Genomic DNA, 15,168 nt, shown 5'->3' on the forward strand with positions numbered 1-15,168 from the left:
CTATTCCTTCCCCATTGAAGAAGGGCGAACGCGAAGATAGCAGTCGAACGTCCGACTTATTGATGCCGGTTCGCTCTCTCCCCTGATGCGACCGCCCCAAATTGGACGCCGCGTTATGGGAAGAAAGCGAAACGAGGGCAAGCCCGGTTATTCGGCCGTTTCGCGGGGCTTTCGCGCTCAGTGCATGAAACCGAGATGCGCGGGCAGCGCGATCCGCTGCGCGCGGTGGGTCAGCATGATTCCCGTGCCGACCCCGGCGTGGCCGACCGGCGTGACCGCGACATTCAGCCCCGCCGATATCTCGCGGATCGCCGCCGCCGCGCCCGGGTCGGCCGCGAAAAGCAGCTGGTAATCGTCGCCCGCCGTCGCCGCGGCGAGGCGCGTGTCGAGGATATCGGGCCGCACCGCGAGCAGCGCCGCCGACAAGGGTATCGATTCGAGCATGATCCCAAGCTCGCACCCGCTCGCCGCCGCCATCCGCTGCGCGTCGATCAGCAGGCCGTCGGAAACATCCATCATCGCATGGACATGCGGAACCACCGCCCGGCCAAAGGTCAGCTGCGGCTGCGGGCGGCGATAGGCCGCGAGGCAGGTTTCGTTCGGTTCGACCTGCCCGAGCCGCATCGCGAGGCCGAGCCCCGCATTGCCGATCGTCCCGGTCACCCACAGCTGGTCGCCGGGCTTCACCCCGCCGCGCGACGGCGCGCCGCCCGCCGGCGCACGGCCGATCGCGGTCAGGCCAAAGCTGCGCGGCGTCCCCGCCGGCACCCGCACCGTGTCGCCGCCGAGCAGGACGATCCCGAACCGCCGCAGCGCGACATCGAGCCCGTCGACGAAGGCCGCGTTCCAGTCATCGTCGCCGAGGCTGTAGCCGACCAGCACCCCGATCGGCGCGGCGCCCTTGGCGGCAAGATCGGACAGGTTCACCGCGACGAGTTTCCATGCGACATCCTGCGGCGTGTCGTCGGGCAGGAAGTGGATTCCCTCGACGATCATGTCGTGGGTAAGCACGAGGTCGCCGAGCACCGCGGCATCATCGACCAGCCCGCGCGCGGCGGGATCTGTCGCGATGGCCTGCAGGCGGGCGATGAAATCGGCTTCGGACATTACGACCCTCTCGCCGAAACAATGTGCCCTAATTCCGTTCGTGTCGAGCGAAGTCGAGACACGCTTGGGACGCGCTAGGCTTCACGTGTCTCGACTTCGCTCGGCACGAACGGGAATTTTTAGGAAGGCTTGCGCGCATCCTTGCCGATCGCATCGAGTAGCCCGTTGGCGAACCCGGCCTCGCGCGCATCGAAAAACGCCTTCGCGACGTCGACATATTCGCTGACCACCGCGCCGACCGGCACATCGCCGCGCGCGAACAGTTCATAGGTGCCGGCGCGCAGGATCGCCTTCATCGTGCGGTCGAGCCGCTCCATCGACCAGCCGCTCGCCAGCCGCGCGACGATCGCCGCGTCGATTTCGGGGAGCCGCGCCAGCGCGCCCTTCACCACATCGTCGAAGAAGGCGAGGTCGGCGTCGGCATATTCGGCATCCTCGATCGTCGCGCCGATCCGGTGCTGATGGAATTCATGGATCAGCCGGGCGACCGGGGTCGCCTCCATCTCGTGCTGGTACAGCGCCTGGACGGCGGCGAGCCGGGCGGCGGAGCGGGATTGGGCGCGTTTGTTCATAGCGAGGTCAATTCAATCTGTTCTGGACGCTGAGCGCGTGGGCGGGCAGCCCCTCGGCGCCCGCGAGCGCAACGGCAGCGGGGCCAATAGCAGCCAGCGCCGATTCGTCCAGCGCGAGGAAGCTGGTGCGCTTCATGAAGTCGCCGACCGACAGCCCGCTCGAGAAACGCGCGCGGCGTCCGGTCGGCAGGACGTGGTTGGGACCCGCGACATAATCGCCGATCGCTTCGGGGGTATGACGACCGAGGAAGACCGACCCCGCGTGGCGGACCTTGGCGAACAGCGCATCGGCAACATCGGCATCGACCGCGAGTTCGAGATGTTCGGGCGCCAGTCGATCGCAGAGCGGGATCGCCTCGGCGAGGGTCGACACGACAATCACCGCGCCATTGTCGGCCCAGCTCGCTTCCATCGTGCGCGCGGTTGCCAGCGTCGGAATGACCTCGGCGACCGCCGCCGCCACCGCCTCGCCGAACGCGGCATCGTCGGTGAACAGGATCGACTGGCTCGTCGGATCATGTTCGGCCTGGCTGAGCAGATCGGCGGCGATCACATGCGGTGCATTCCGATTGTCGGCGACGACGACGATCTCGCTCGGCCCCGCGACCATATCGATGCCGACGACCCCGTAGACCTGCCGCTTCGCCTCGGCGACCCAGGCGTTGCCGGGGCCGGTGACGACATCGACCGGCGCGATCCTGTCGGTGCCATAGGCGAGCGCCGCGACCGCCTGCGCGCCGCCGATCCGCCAGATTTCGTCGACCCCGCCGATATGCGCCGCGGCCATCACCACCGGATTGACCTCGCCGCCCGGGGTAGGGGTCATCATCACGATCCGCCCGACCCCGGCGACCTTGGCGGGAATGATGTTCATCAGCACCGACGAGGGATAGGCCGCGCGTCCGCCGGGAACATAGACCCCCGCCGCGTCGACCGCGTTCCAGCGCGCGCCGAGCCGCGCTCCCGCCGCGTCGCGATAGTCGCGATCCTCGGGCAACTGCGCAGCATGATAGGCGCGGATGCGGTCGGCCGCGAGATTCAACGCATCGCGCAGTTCGGGTGCGAGCGCGTCGTAAGCCGCTGCGCATTCTTCCTTCGAAATGCTCCACCCGCTCGCGTCGAGATCGAAGCGGTCGAACTTCGCGGTATAATCGGCGAGCGCGGAATCGCCCTCGGCCTTCACCCGCGCGATGATCGCCGCGACGTCGGCCGACACGTCGGAATCGCTTTCGCGCCGATCGTTGACGAGCGCATCGAACGCGGCCGCGAAACCGGGTTCGGAGGCATCAAGCCGCCGCATCGCCCACCGCCTGACGGAACCGTTCGACCAGCGCCGGCACCTCGGCCGAGCGCAGCTTGAACGCGGCGCGGTTGACGATCAGCCGCGCCGACACCTCGCTGATGATCGTCTGCTCGGCGAGCGCGTTCTCGACCAAAGTTCGTCCGGTCGAAACCAGATCGACGATGTGCGACGCGAGCCCCAGCTTCGGCGCGATCTCCATCGCACCGTTCAGCTTGATGCATTCGGCCTGGATGCCCTGCGCGGCGAACCAGCGGCGCGTCGTCGCGGGATATTTGGTCGCGACGCGGATATGGCTCGACCCCAGTCCCGGCGGCGCGCTGTCCGCCGGCCCGGCAAGCGACAGGCGGCAATGGCCGATGCCCAGGTCGACCGGCGCGTAAAGCTCGCTGTAATCGAACTCGTCGATCACGTCCGAGCCGACGATACCGAGCTGCGCCGCGCCATGCGCGACGAAAGTCGCGACATCGAAGGCGCGCACCCGGATCAGCGAGACATGCGGCTGGTTGGTCGCGAACACCAGCGCGCGGCTCTTCGGATCGAAGAAGTCCGCAGCCGGTTCGATGCCGACCTTGGCCAGCAACGGCAACGCCTCGTCGAGAATCCGCCCTTTCGGGATGGCAAAGATGATGGGTTCGGGCATAAGCGCGCCAGCCCATAAGCGGGCCCGGGAGAAAGGGCAATGAGCGAGCGACTCCAGCCGATGGAACTCGGCGACACCGGCGCCGACGCGGTACGCGGCGCCTTCGCCAACCAGGTGCTTTATTGCCGGGCCAACGACGCGCCGGTGACCGCGCGCATCGTCGCCGCGATCGCGACCCTGCTCGGCGCGCCCGCGAGCGGATTCGCGCGGCGGATCGCCGAATGGCAGGGTCCGCCGCTCGCCGATGCCCTGCCCCTGCGCGCCGCGGGCGGGCTGCATGCGCTGCACCTCGCGGGGATCGCGCACGAACTCGCCCCCATCTATGCCGATGCCGAAGGGATCAACGACGCCGCGATCATCGCGGGCACGGTGCAGCGGCACGAGGCGGCGCTCCTCCCCTGGCTCGACGGCCCGCCGCAGACCAACGAGGCGGGGCGCTCGTCAAACTTCATCGCCGCGATGCTCTGGCTGGCCGAACAAGGCCTGCCGCCGCATTTCCAGTGCCTCGAAATCGGGTCGAGCGCCGGGATCAACCTGATGCTCGCGCGCTATCATTATGATCTCGCGGGCGTGCAGGTCGGGCCTTTGCCCGGCGCGATGGCCTTCACCCCCGAATGGCGTGGGCGCCATCCGCCACAGCACAAGATCGAGATCGCGGGCACCAAGGGGTGCGACGTCGCCCCCGTCGACCTCAGCGACCCGGCGCAGGCGCTGCGTCTGAAAGCCTATATCTGGCCCGAGCATCATATCCGCTTCGCACGCATGGAGGCCGCGATCGCCGCCGCGACCGCGCAGAAACCCGACATCGTCCACAGCAATGCCGCCGATTTTGTCGAGGCCGAACTCGCGAAACCGCAGGCCGCGGGCACGACGCGCGTCCTGATGCATTCGATCGTCTGGCAATATGTCCCCGCCGATCAGCAGGCGCGCGTCACCGCGGCGATGGAGGCCGCCGGCGCCCGCGCCACCGCGGACCGCCCGCTCGCCTGGATCGCGCTCGAAGCGAACCGCACCGTGCACCATCACGAACTGGTGGTGCGCCACTGGCCGGGCGATGGCGCACCGAAGATGCTCGGCCGCGCGCACGCCCATGGCGCATGGATCGAGTGGCTGGCCGGCTGACTGTTAACAAGCGAGAGTCGGCCTTTCTTGTTTCGTCACCCCGGACTTGATCCGGGGTCCCGCTTGAGGCTGAAGCCTGCTGATGCCTTAAAAAGCGGGATCCCGGATCAAGTCCGGGATGACGACGGAAAATGAGGCGACGTCCACTCCCCACCCCAAAGCCGCCGCCAATCAGCCAAAGCTCAAAGCCGCGCCTCCAGCCGCGCCAGCATCGCCTGCACCGGCGGCGCGGCGACCGGCGCGTCCCATCCGGCCTCGATCGCCGCAATGCGTTCGAACAGGCGCTCGCTCGCGGCGATGATCCGGCGGACGGGGTCGTCGAACCGGACGCAGATATCCCAGTCGGCGACGACGGGTTCGCCGATGCGCGCCGCGCTGTCGTTCGGCCCGGCTCCGGGATCGCCGCCGATCATCGCGCGGCGATGGAGCAGCCAGGCGATGATGTGCATCAGCCGTGTTGTCGTCTTGAGCGATTCGCAGGCAAGCCCGATCTGAAGCAGGCTGTCACGCGTGCCCCCGACGCCGACCACCCCCAGGTCACGCGCGGCGGCGAAGGCGGTGTGCGCTTCGTCGGCCAGCACCATCGCCTCGACATAGAGATTTTCGACCTGGGCACGCCGCACCGGCAGGCCGATCGTCGCCAATTCTGAAACGCCCCTGTTCATGCGGCGGGAAATGCCACGGCCGGCGCCATGCCTGCAACGGCGCTAACCAATATTTCGAAAGCCCGTCCCATTTTGAGTCGGATGACGCCGCGGGTCAGGCGATGATGTCGGGGATCAACTGGTCCTCGCACCACGCGATCTCGTCGCGCAGCCGCAGCTTTTTCTTTTTGAGTCGAGCCAGTTGCAGCTGGTCGGGAACCACCGTCACGCCGAGCGCGGCGATCGCCGCATCGAGGTCACGATGCTCGATACGAAGAAGTTCGAGGCGCTGGCTGATCTCGTCGGGGTTCACGCGCCGCTTCCTGCCACGATCACAATCTATCCGCAACGGGGACCGGCTGACCGAATCGCCGCGTTAACGGCGCGACAAACTCTGTGATCCATGTTTTATTCGGTCCTGCCAACCGAGTCGAAAAATGAAGGAGACTGGCCGATGAACATGTCGCACCTTTCCGCCCTGAAGTCCCGTCACGCGGACCTCGATGCGAAAATTGCGAATGAAGAACGGCGACCGGCCCCCGATGTGGGCCTGCTGGCGCAGATGAAAAAGCAGAAGCTGAAAATCAAGGAAGAGCTGTTCGCGAACGGCTAACGATCGCGCCAGGTTCGGCCGCTGATCGCCCGCTGCGCCTTCCGAACGCGGAACGGGTCAGCGCGGACGGATCGGCGGTCGGCCCTTATTCAAACGAAGGCCGGCCAGCGTCGGCGGCACATCCTCCTTTTGCGGCGCCACGTCGCGGCGCACCGCCTGCGGATTGACCGCGCGGTCGAAGGCGATCCCGAATTTCTTGTCGCCGGTCCATACGATGCGCCCGGGCACATGTCCGACATTGCGCAGTTCGATCTCGACCACCGCACCCTGCACGACCGAAATCGGGCTTTCGGCGAGCATGCCGCCCGCCGACAGATTGCGAACGCGGACAAGAATCGGTTCGGGTTTTCCGGCCATCGCCACCCTCGCCTGCATGAACAGGCTGTCCCGATCGGCGCTGCGCGACAGCGCCGCCACTTCTTCGTCTATCGATGTCGGCACGCGCGATTCCATTGCGACCCGTTCCCCGCGTTAAAAGTCAGGATAGCGAATCTAGGGCGCAGCCCTTGCGGAAACGTAAATTTCGCCGGTCCGTCCCACTCTGGGGCAGGCGCTGCCGGTCTTCGATCAGTCCTCGCGCGAGATCCGCTCGTTGCGCTCGTGGCGTTCCTGCGCCTCGAGCGTCATCGTCGCGATCGGGCGTGCCTGGAGCCGCGCAAGCGAGATCGGCTCGCCGGTCACCGCGCAATAGCCATATTCGCCCTCGTCGAGGCGGCGGATCGCCGAGTCGATCTTCGAGATGAGCTTGCGCTGGCGGTCGCGGGTTCGCAGTTCGATCGCCCAGTCGGTTTCGCTCGACGCGCGGTCGGCCAGGTCGGGTTCGCGCAGCGGACCGTCCTGAAGCTGGGCAAGCGTCGATTCGGATTCGGACAGGATCGACCTTTTCCAGGCGACCAGAAGGCCGCGGAAATAATCCTGCTGCCGTTCGTTCATGAACGGCTCGTCGTCGCGGGGGACATAGTCCGTATCGAGGTTGGATTTGGCTTCGCGGAGCGCGTCGGCGCCAATGTCGGCGGTCTGTGTCGGCATGACGGGCTCTTGCGTCCTTTCGTCTCGCGGACCGCCGGGCATGGCGGACCGGGGGAGTGCGCGCGCCTATAACCAGCCGTTGGATGCGATACAAGCGTCGAAGCGGTGGATGGCGTTTGCGGGGTGAAGCAAGGCTGAACCGCCGTCACCGCCGATGCGATTCTCGTCGGTCGCCATCGCGGTCGCCAAACGCCTGTTTTTGGCACTCGGGTTAACCACAGCCGGGGAATCGTCCAAATTTCCGTTCCGTTTTGGGACAGTGGGTGCAACGGGAGTTGATTCCGCCCTCCTTTTCCCGCTGTCGGACAGTCAAACGCGGTTAACGCAATTGCGGCGTTCACAAAGCTTTGGCCTTTTGGCACCAGAACAGGTGCAAGCGGGTGTCGGGGTGTGGCACCTTCCCACCAAGCAACGGGAAAAGAGAGAGAAACCTATGTCTGTCCGAATGGCCCTCGCAAAGCTCTGCGCCTGCACCTGCGGCGGTGCGATCATCGGTACCGGCGCGATGCAGATCAGCGACGTGCCGGCGGCACGGGCGCAAACGACCAAGTCCTGTTCGCCCTGCGCCGGCAAACCCGTCGTGCGCAAGCGCCATGCGGCGAAGAAGCCGGTCAAGCGCGTGCGCCGCGTCGTCACGACGAAGCGCGTTATCCGCACCGTAACTCCGCAGACCCAGGTCGTCACCCAGACGATCCCCTGCCCCCGATCCCCTATGCGCCCTTCCCGCAGCGCGGCGGCTGGGAAGGCGGCGGCGGCGGTGGCGGCGGTGTGACCGTGGTCGGCGGCGGCTTTGGCGGTGGCTTCGGCGGCGGCTTCTTTGGCGGTTTCTTCGGCGGATCGAGCGGCGGCGGCAGCAGCGGCAGCATCGTCGTCACCTCGACGACGACCGGCGGCGTCAGCACCTCGTCGAGCACCTCGTCGGGCGTTTCGACCTCGACCGGCAGCGTCTCGACCTCCACCGGCAATGTCGATGTCTCAACCTCGACCGGCGGTGTGAGCACCTCGACGGGCAGCGTGTCGACTTCGACCGGCAGCGTCTCGACCTCGACCGGCAGCGTCTCGACCTCGTCGGGCAATGTCAGCACGTCGTCTGGCAACGTCTCGACCTCCTCGTCGAGCAGCAGTTCGTCGTCGAGCTCGTCCTCCTCCTCTTCGTCGTCGAGTTCCTCGTCGTCGGGCGGCGGCAACTCGTCGAAGGGCGGCTCGTCGCATGGCGGCAGCTCGCACGGCGGTTCGTCGCATGGCAATTCGTCGAAAGGCGGCTCGTCGCACGGCAGTTCGGGCTGGGGCGGTTCGTCGCACGGCAGCTCGGGTGGTTCGGGCGGCAGCAGCTCGTCCTCGTCGAGCTCTTCTTCGTCTTCGTCCTCGAGCAGCAGCACGTCGTCGGGGGCCACCTCGTCGGGCGCGACCGGCGGCAGCAGCAGCTTCGGTTCGACCGGCAGCAGTTCCTCATCCTCCTCGTCGAGCAGCAGTTCGTCGTCGAGTTCCTCCTCGTCGTCGAGCTCGGGCGGTACCAGCAGCGGTTCGTCGGGCACCCCGACCCCCGTTCCGGCCCCGCCGATGCTCCTGCTCTTCGGCGCCGCCGCCGCCGCGCTCGTCGCGCGCCGCCGCGCCGCGAACAGCAACGGCCAGGAACAGGACGCCGCATAAGCCATCCACTGGAGGTCCGATCCGGACCACCATTTCAAGGGCCGCCCGCAAGGGTGGCCCTTTTTCTTGGCGCCGCAGAAACAGTTTGCCATATGGAAAACTGTTTCATATGGTTCACTAGATGGTAAACCAACAAACACCCCTCGACTCGGTCTTCCACGCCCTCGCCGACCCGACGCGCCGCGCGGTGATCAGCCGCCTGCTCAAAGGCGCAGCGCCCGTGAAGCGGCTGGCCGAACCCTTCGCGATGGGCCTTCCCGCCTTCCTCAAGCATCTGACGGTGCTCGAAACCTCGGGACTGATCCGGTCCGAGAAACAGGGCCGCGTGCGGACCTGCCACATCAACGAGGACCGCCTCGCGGCAGCCGAAAGCTGGCTCTCGCAGCAGCGCGCCATCTGGCAGGGCCGCACCGACCGCCTCGCCGCCTTCGTCGAATCGCAAATCCCCCAGGAGAAGAACCCATGAGCAACGAAACCGAACTGACCATTTCGCGCCTGATCAAGGCACCGCCGTCGGCGGTGTGGGACGCCTGGAGCGACCCCGCCAAGCTCGCTGCATGGTGGATTCCCGCACCGATCGAATGCCGCGTCGACACGCTCGACCTGCGCCCCGGCGGCGGTTTCGTTACCCGGATGCGCGAGGGTGACGGCGCGTTTCAACCGCATGTCGACGGCTGCTTCCTGGAGGCGGTGCCCGAGAAAAGGCTCGTCTTCACCACCGTCCTCACCGAAGGCTGGCAACCCGCCGAACCCTGGCTCGCGATCACCGCGATCCTGACCTTCGAGGCGCAGGACGGCGGCACGCTCTACGCGGCGCGCGTCCTCCACAAGAACCCCGAGGACAGCGCCAAGCATGACGAGATGGGCTTTCAGGAGGGCTGGGGTACCGCGATCGGCCAGCTTGCGGCGCTTATCGACCGCTAAACCGGACTTGCACCACTAGCGCCGCGCCGTCATAGCGCGGCCATGCACGATATCCGCCTGATCCGGGACAACCCGCAAGCGTTCGACGCCGGCCTCGCGCGCCGTGGTCTCGAACCCCTGTCCGCCGAAATCCTGGCGATGGACGCATCGCTGCGCGCGCTGCAGACCGACATGCAAGGCGCGCTCGCACGGCGCAACGAAGCGTCGAAGCTGATCGGCCAGGCGATGGCGCAGGGCGACAAGGACCGCGCCGAGGTTCTGAAGGCCGAGGTCGCGGACCTCAAAACCGCGCTCCCGGCGCAGGAAACCGCCGAGCGCGATCAACTCGCGGCGCTGCAGGACAGGCTCGCCGCCCTCCCCAACCTGCCCGCCGCCGACGTGCCCGAGGGCGAAGACGAGGACGGCAATGTCGAAATCTCGCGCTGGGGCACCCCGCGCAGCTTCGACTTCGCGCCACAGGAACACGCCGATTTCGCGCCCGCGCTCGGACTCGATTTCGAGACGGCGGCCAAGATGTCGGGCGCCCGCTTTGCCTTCCTGCGCGGCCAGATGGCGCGCCTCGAACGCGCGCTCGGCCAGTATATGATCGACCGCCAGACGATCGAGCAGGGCTACACCGAATGCGCGACCCCGCTGATGGTCCGCGACGAGGCGGCGTTCGGCACGACCCAGCTTCCCAAATTCCGCGAGGATCTGTTTCAGACCACCGACGGCCGCTGGCTGATCTCGACGTCGGAAATGAGCCTGACCAACGCGGTACGCGAAGAGATTCTGCCCGAAGAGCAGCTCCCGATCCGCATGACCGCGCTCACCCCCTGTTTCCGTTCCGAAGCCGGATCGGCGGGCCGCGACACGCGCGGCTATATCCGCCAGCACCAGTTCTGGAAGGTCGAGCTGGTCTCGATCGTCCGTCCCGAGGATTCGGACGCTGAACTCGAACGCAAGACGCGCGCCGCCGAACTGATCCTCGAAGGGCTCGGCCTGCCCTATCGCAAAATGCTGCTCTGCGCCGGCGACATGGGCTTCGCCGCGCGCAAGACCTATGACCTCGAGGTCTGGCTGCCCGGCCAGAACGCCTATCGCGAGATTTCGAGCTGTTCGAACTGCGGCGATTTCCAGGCGCGGCGCATGAACACCCGCTTCCGCCGCGAGGGCGCGAAGGGCAATGAGTTTGTCCACACGCTCAACGGCTCGGGCCTAGCGGTCGGCCGCACGCTCGTCGCGATCCTCGAAAATTACCAGCAGGCCGACGGCAGTGTCACAATACCGGAGGCGCTGCTTCCCTACATGGGCGGGATCACGACGCTGGAACCGGCAAGCTAAATCATCGTCACCCCGGGCTTGACCCGGGGCCCGCCTTCTTGAAGGCGAAAAGGCGGGTGCCGGGTCAAGCCCGGCATGACGAAAGAACAGAAAGAAGAACCGTGCGCATCCTCCTCACCAACGACGACGGCTATCACGCCCCCGGTTTCGCGGTTCTCGAAGCGATCGCCCGCCAGCTCAGCGACGATATCTGGGTCTGCGCCCCCGCCGAGGAACAATCGGGCGCCGGCCATTCGCTCACCCTCTCGCGCCCGGTGCGCGTCCGCCAGCACGCCGAACGCCGCTGGTCGTGCACCGGCACGCCGACCGATTCGGTGATGATGGCGATCGGCAAGCTGATGCCCGAAAAGCCCGACCTCATCCTCTCGGGGGTCAACCGCGGCGCCAATCTCGGCGACGATGTGACCTATTCGGGCACGGTCTCGGCGGCGATCGAAGGCGCGCTCGCGGGCATCCGCTCGATCGCGCTCAGCCAGGTTTACGCCAAAGAGGGCATGGGCGACACCGTCCCCTTCGGCGCCGCCGAAGCCTGGGGCGCCAAGGTGCTGCGCCCGCTGCTGGCCATGGACATGGCGCCGCGCACGATGATCAACATCAACTTCCCGGCCCTGCCCGCCGACGCGGTCAAGGGCATCCGCGTCACCCGCCAGGGCTTCCACGACTATGGCCGCGGCTCGATCGTCGAAGGCACCGACCCGCGCGGCTATCGCTATTACTGGTTCGGGCTGCACGGTATCGAGCACAGCCTCGGCCACGACAGCGATCTGGAAGCGATCGACGACGGCTATATCGCGGTCACCCCGCTCCAGCTCGACCTGACCCACGATGCGTCGCTGGCGGCATTGCGGGCGGCCTACGGCTGAAATCGCTTCGAGGGTACAAACCACCCTCAATTCCCGTTCGTGTCGAGCGAAGTCGAGACACCCATAGGTAGCGCACGACTTCGCGTGCCTCGACTTCGCTCGACACGAACGGAACTCATGGGCATTGGGTAAGGGCATGACCCGCCTCTACCGCCTCGACGCCTCCGCCGCCGACATCGCGGCCTGTTTCGGCGCACAGGCGGGCAAGGACCCATGGGTGGGCGACTATGTCGCCCCCGGCCGTCCCGCGCCGGTCGTGGTCCGCGACGCGAAGTCGCGTATACGCCGCGTCCGGCCGATGTTCTGGGGCGTACCGCCACCACCGAGCGGCACCGACCCGATCACCAGCGCGCGCAACCTCGACAGCCCCTTCTGGGTCGGCACGCTGCGCCACACCGAATTCCGCTGCCTGATCCCCGCGACCAGTTTTGCCTTATGGTCGGGACCGGACGGCGCGCGGCGCCAGCACTGGTTCGCGGTTGCGGACCAGCCGATCTTCGCCATCGCGGGCATCATCCGCTTCGCCGACGAAATCCCCACCTTCGCGATGCTGACGACCGACCCCAACCGGCTGGTCGCGCACCATCACAGCGGCGCGATGCCGCTGATCCTGCCTGCCGAAGCGCAGGAACGCTGGCTGACCGCCGACTGGAAGGACGCCCGCGCCCTCGTCACGCCCTTCCCCGGCCAGGCGATGACGGTGTCGGATACACCGCCCCAATAATCCTCCCCATGGCAAAGCCATGGGGAGGATCTCGAGATCATCTCGCCGCTGGTCAATCCGCCAAGGCTTTGGCAAAGAAGTCCCATGGGGGACCACCATCGCATATTTGCTATACCGCTGCTCGCGGCGCCGCTCGCCGCCTGCATCCCCGCGTCGGCACCGCCTCAACGACCCGCGCCGCCGGTGGTCGCCACGCCCGCGCCGCCTTCGCTCGCGGACAACCCGCTCGGCTATGACGATGTATCGGGCGGTGACAGCAAGCCGACCTGGGTTCTCCAACCCGTCGCGGCCAAAGCCCGCGAGGTTCCCGCCAGCCTCTACACCGTCCGTCCCGGCGACACGCTACGCGCGATCGGCGAGATGACCCACGCCGGTTCCGAAGCGATCGCGATGGAGAACGACCTCGCGCCGCCCTACACACTCGTCCCCGGCCAGCGCCTGCGCATCCCCGCCGGCCTCTATCACCGCGTCGCGGCGGGCGAGACCGGCATCGGCATCGCACACGCCTATGGCGCCGACTGGGGCGAGATCGTCACGATCAACGCGCTCGCCGAACCCTATATATTGCGCGTCGGCCAGCGGCTGCGCCTGCCCGCCAATGCCCGACCACTCACCCCCAAACAGGTCGATGTCGCGACCCGCGCCGCAGCGTTCAGCCTCGACATCGACGATATCGCGACCGGCAGCCAGCCCGCGCTCGCCGCCAACAAGGCTCCCGCCGCCGCCAGCGCCGCCCCGCGCAAGCCGGTCACCGCCGCCATCGCTACCCCCGCCGCCTTCACCGGTCGCTTCGTCTGGCCGGTGCCCGGCAAGGTCATCGCCAAATTCGGTCCGCTCGCGCCAGGCAAGGTCAATCAGGGCATCAATATCGCGACCCCCGCCGGCACCCCGATCCATGCTGTCGCCAACGGCGTCGTCTCCTATGCCGGCGACCAGATCGCGGTCTATGGCGGGCTGATCCTGATCGATCATGGCGGCGGCTGGGTCAGCGCCTATGGCCATGCCCAGCAACTCGACGTCCGGCGCGGCCAGTCGGTCAAGGCCGGCGACGTCATCGGCCTCGCCGGCGCGACGGGTCAGGTCCAGACCCCGCAGCTCCACTTCCAGCTCCGCAAGAACCGCATCCCCGTCGATCCGCTCAAGCAACTGCCCGTACGATGAGCAAAAAATCCTCCGACAAGTTCCAGATGCAGCATATCTTCCGCCCGCTGAAGCGCGCGAGCAAATGGCCGATCTGGGCCGACGTCATCGCGCGGCTCAGCGTCGCCTTCTTCCTGATCGGCATCGTCGTGCTCGTCCACTGGATCGATCGCGCGGGGCTGAAGGACAGCCACGACGGCCATATCAGCTTCCTCGACGTGGTCTATTTCACGATGATATCGGTGACGACGACCGGCTTCGGCGACATCGCCCCCGTCTCCGACCGCTCACGCCTGATCGAAGCGGTCATCGTCACCCCGATCCGTATCATGGTGCTCTTCATCTTCGTCGGCACCGCCTATAATTTCGTCCTCAAGCGCACATGGGAAAAATGGCGTATGGCCCGCATCCAGGCAAAGCTCACCAACCATATCGTCGTCCTGGGCTTCGGCGTCAGCGGCAGCGAAGCGGTCAAGGAACTGATCGCGCGCGGCACCGACCCCGGCTGCATCGTCGTCATCGACCAGTCGGGGACGCGGATCGAGCAGGCCGAAGCGATGGGCTGCAACGTGCTGCAGGGCGATGCGTCGAACGACGACACGCTGATCGACGTCCAGATCGCGCGCGCGCAGGCGGTGCTGGTGTCCGCCGGACGCGACGACACGTCGATCCTGATGGTCCTCACCGTCCGCCACCTGTCGCCCCAGGTGCCGATCAGCGTGGTCATCCGCGCGCAGGACAATGAACTGCTCGCACGCCAGGCAGGCGCGAACAATGTTATCAACCCGGTCAGCTTCACCGGCCTGCTGCTCGCCGGATCGGCGCAGGGCGCGCATGTCGCCGACTATATGGCCGACCTCGCCAGCATCGGCGGGCGCGTTCAGCTCCGCGAACGGGCGGTCAGCGCCGAAGAAATCGGCCGCAGCATCGACCAGTTGGCAAGCGCGGGACGCGGCTTGCGCATCTATCGCGGCGGCAAGCCCTATGGTTTCTGGGAAACCGAGGCGCAGCGCCTCGAGGCCGGCGACATGGTCGTCGAGGTCATCCGCTGCGAAGAATGCGAGGCAAGCGTTCCCGGCGGTTAGGCTGCCTGGGGTCCGGCCCCTAGCCCCGCCAGTAAATCCACCCCGCCCACAGCCAGCCGATGATCAGCAGCGTGCCGCCGATCGGCGTCACCGCGCCCAGCCATTTCGGCGCGCCCAACGCCATCGCATAGAGCGTCACGCCAAAAATCGCCCCGCCCGCGAGCAAGGTCAGCGCCGGTCCGCGCGCGACCCCCATGATCGCCAGCGCCGCGACCGCGTGAACCAGCTGATAGATACCGCCGGTCCGCAGCCATTCGGCCTCCTGCGGCCCCGCCGCGCCATGCGCGCCGAACGCGCCCGCCGCCACTGCCATCGCCGCCGAAACGGCCGCCAACACGCCTATCGCCATCTGTCACCTCGCATCGCCGATTCCAGCCCGTGGCATGGCGCCAAGCGCCGCGCGTGACAAGCCACGCAAAATCGACTATG

20 protein-coding genes are annotated in these 15,168 nt (G+C 67.0%); 10 read left to right on the forward strand and 10 right to left on the reverse strand.

Annotation, left to right across the window (positions count from 1 at the left end; all coding sequences use genetic code 11):
- Window positions 1-177: 177 nt before the first annotated feature.
- The 4 genes from thiL to hisG form a co-directional block, all read right to left on the reverse strand.
- The gene (thiL, locus tag EEB18_RS04520; protein WP_187142321.1) at window positions 178-1,107 is read right to left on the reverse strand and encodes a thiamine-phosphate kinase; all 930 of its coding nucleotides are present in this window, start codon (window positions 1,105-1,107) and stop codon (window positions 178-180) included.
- Window positions 1,108-1,226: 119 nt separating this feature from the next.
- On the reverse strand, window positions 1,227-1,679 hold the full coding sequence (gene nusB, locus EEB18_RS04525) for a transcription antitermination factor NusB (protein WP_056349111.1): 453 nt from the start codon (window positions 1,677-1,679) through the stop codon (window positions 1,227-1,229).
- 7 nt (window positions 1,680-1,686) lie between these two features.
- On the reverse strand, window positions 1,687-2,979 hold the full coding sequence (gene hisD, locus EEB18_RS04530) for a histidinol dehydrogenase (protein WP_187142322.1): 1,293 nt from the start codon (window positions 2,977-2,979) through the stop codon (window positions 1,687-1,689).
- Complete coding sequence (gene hisG, locus EEB18_RS04535) at window positions 2,966-3,622, reverse strand: ATP phosphoribosyltransferase (protein ID WP_056349105.1); 657 nt, start codon at window positions 3,620-3,622, stop codon at window positions 2,966-2,968. Before hisG ends, hisD begins: the two co-directional genes overlap by 14 nt.
- A 39-nt stretch (window positions 3,623-3,661) precedes the next feature.
- Between hisG and EEB18_RS04540 the strand changes: the two genes are divergently transcribed.
- Window positions 3,662-4,744, forward strand: a complete 1,083-nt coding sequence (locus EEB18_RS04540) for a DUF2332 domain-containing protein (protein WP_187142323.1) — start codon at window positions 3,662-3,664, stop codon at window positions 4,742-4,744.
- Between the two features lie 182 nt (window positions 4,745-4,926).
- Here EEB18_RS04540 and EEB18_RS04545 read toward each other — a convergent pair whose 3' ends face one another.
- Complete coding sequence (locus EEB18_RS04545; protein WP_262408120.1) at window positions 4,927-5,409, reverse strand: DUF1465 family protein; 483 nt, start codon at window positions 5,407-5,409, stop codon at window positions 4,927-4,929.
- A gap of 94 nt (window positions 5,410-5,503) precedes the next feature.
- Entirely contained in the window at window positions 5,504-5,701 is a 198-nt protein-coding gene (locus EEB18_RS04550) for a YdcH family protein (protein WP_056349099.1), read from the reverse strand.
- Window positions 5,702-5,842: 141 nt separating this feature from the next.
- On the opposite strand from EEB18_RS04550, the gene EEB18_RS04555 reads away from it, so the two are divergent.
- Window positions 5,843-6,001, forward strand: coding sequence for a YdcH family protein (locus EEB18_RS04555; RefSeq protein WP_082545256.1), 159 nt, complete (start codon window positions 5,843-5,845; stop codon window positions 5,999-6,001).
- A 57-nt stretch (window positions 6,002-6,058) separates the two neighbouring features.
- Here the strand turns inward: EEB18_RS04555 and EEB18_RS04560 are convergent, their stop codons facing one another.
- Together EEB18_RS04560 and dksA are read right to left on the reverse strand one after the other, a co-directional pair.
- Window positions 6,059-6,442, reverse strand: coding sequence for a PilZ domain-containing protein (locus EEB18_RS04560; RefSeq protein WP_235535698.1), 384 nt, complete (start codon window positions 6,440-6,442; stop codon window positions 6,059-6,061).
- Between the two features lie 126 nt (window positions 6,443-6,568).
- Window positions 6,569-7,030, reverse strand: coding sequence for an RNA polymerase-binding protein DksA (dksA, locus tag EEB18_RS04565; RefSeq protein WP_056349089.1), 462 nt, complete (start codon window positions 7,028-7,030; stop codon window positions 6,569-6,571).
- Window positions 7,031-7,475: 445 nt separating this feature from the next.
- On the opposite strand from dksA, the gene EEB18_RS22655 reads away from it, so the two are divergent.
- Entirely contained in the window at window positions 7,476-7,802 is a 327-nt protein-coding gene (locus EEB18_RS22655) for a hypothetical protein (protein ID WP_262408121.1), read from the forward strand.
- On the opposite strand, the gene EEB18_RS22660 is transcribed toward EEB18_RS22655, so the two are convergent.
- Complete coding sequence (locus EEB18_RS22660) at window positions 7,741-8,772, reverse strand: hypothetical protein (RefSeq protein WP_262408122.1); 1,032 nt, start codon at window positions 8,770-8,772, stop codon at window positions 7,741-7,743. The genes EEB18_RS22655 and EEB18_RS22660 overlap by 62 nt on opposite strands.
- Before the next feature lie 29 nt (window positions 8,773-8,801).
- On the opposite strand from EEB18_RS22660, the gene EEB18_RS04575 reads away from it, so the two are divergent.
- From EEB18_RS04575 to EEB18_RS04605, 7 genes are all read left to right on the forward strand, one after another.
- The gene (locus tag EEB18_RS04575; RefSeq protein ID WP_187142257.1) at window positions 8,802-9,146 is read left to right on the forward strand and encodes an ArsR/SmtB family transcription factor; all 345 of its coding nucleotides are present in this window, start codon (window positions 8,802-8,804) and stop codon (window positions 9,144-9,146) included.
- On the forward strand, window positions 9,143-9,604 hold the full coding sequence (locus tag EEB18_RS04580) for an SRPBCC family protein (protein ID WP_187142256.1): 462 nt from the start codon (window positions 9,143-9,145) through the stop codon (window positions 9,602-9,604). The genes EEB18_RS04575 and EEB18_RS04580 overlap by 4 nt, the downstream gene beginning before the upstream one ends.
- Window positions 9,605-9,646: 42 nt before the next feature.
- Entirely contained in the window at window positions 9,647-10,927 is a 1,281-nt protein-coding gene (serS, locus tag EEB18_RS04585) for a serine--tRNA ligase (RefSeq protein ID WP_187142255.1), read from the forward strand.
- A gap of 101 nt (window positions 10,928-11,028) precedes the next feature.
- Window positions 11,029-11,790 (forward strand): 5'/3'-nucleotidase SurE, encoded by a 762-nt coding sequence (surE, locus tag EEB18_RS04590; RefSeq protein WP_187142254.1) that lies wholly within the window; start codon window positions 11,029-11,031, stop codon window positions 11,788-11,790.
- A gap of 136 nt (window positions 11,791-11,926) precedes the next feature.
- Window positions 11,927-12,514 (forward strand): SOS response-associated peptidase, encoded by a 588-nt coding sequence (locus tag EEB18_RS04595; RefSeq protein WP_187142253.1) that lies wholly within the window; start codon window positions 11,927-11,929, stop codon window positions 12,512-12,514.
- 84 nt (window positions 12,515-12,598) lie between these two features.
- Window positions 12,599-13,675: a M23 family metallopeptidase gene (locus EEB18_RS04600; RefSeq protein WP_187142252.1), complete on the forward strand. Its 1,077-nt coding sequence runs from the start codon at window positions 12,599-12,601 to the stop codon at window positions 13,673-13,675.
- On the forward strand, window positions 13,672-14,739 hold the full coding sequence (locus EEB18_RS04605; protein WP_187142251.1) for a potassium channel family protein: 1,068 nt from the start codon (window positions 13,672-13,674) through the stop codon (window positions 14,737-14,739). The genes EEB18_RS04600 and EEB18_RS04605 overlap by 4 nt, the downstream gene beginning before the upstream one ends.
- A 19-nt stretch (window positions 14,740-14,758) precedes the next feature.
- Here the strand turns inward: EEB18_RS04605 and EEB18_RS04610 are convergent, their stop codons facing one another.
- A complete protein-coding gene (locus EEB18_RS04610) occupies window positions 14,759-15,088 on the reverse strand; it encodes a DUF423 domain-containing protein (RefSeq protein WP_056349062.1) in 330 nt (109 codons plus the stop codon).
- Between the last annotated feature and the right edge of the window lie 80 nt (window positions 15,089-15,168).

Source organism: Sphingopyxis sp. OPL5 (genome assembly GCF_003797775.2).
Classification (GTDB): Bacteria; Pseudomonadota; Alphaproteobacteria; order Sphingomonadales; family Sphingomonadaceae; genus Sphingopyxis.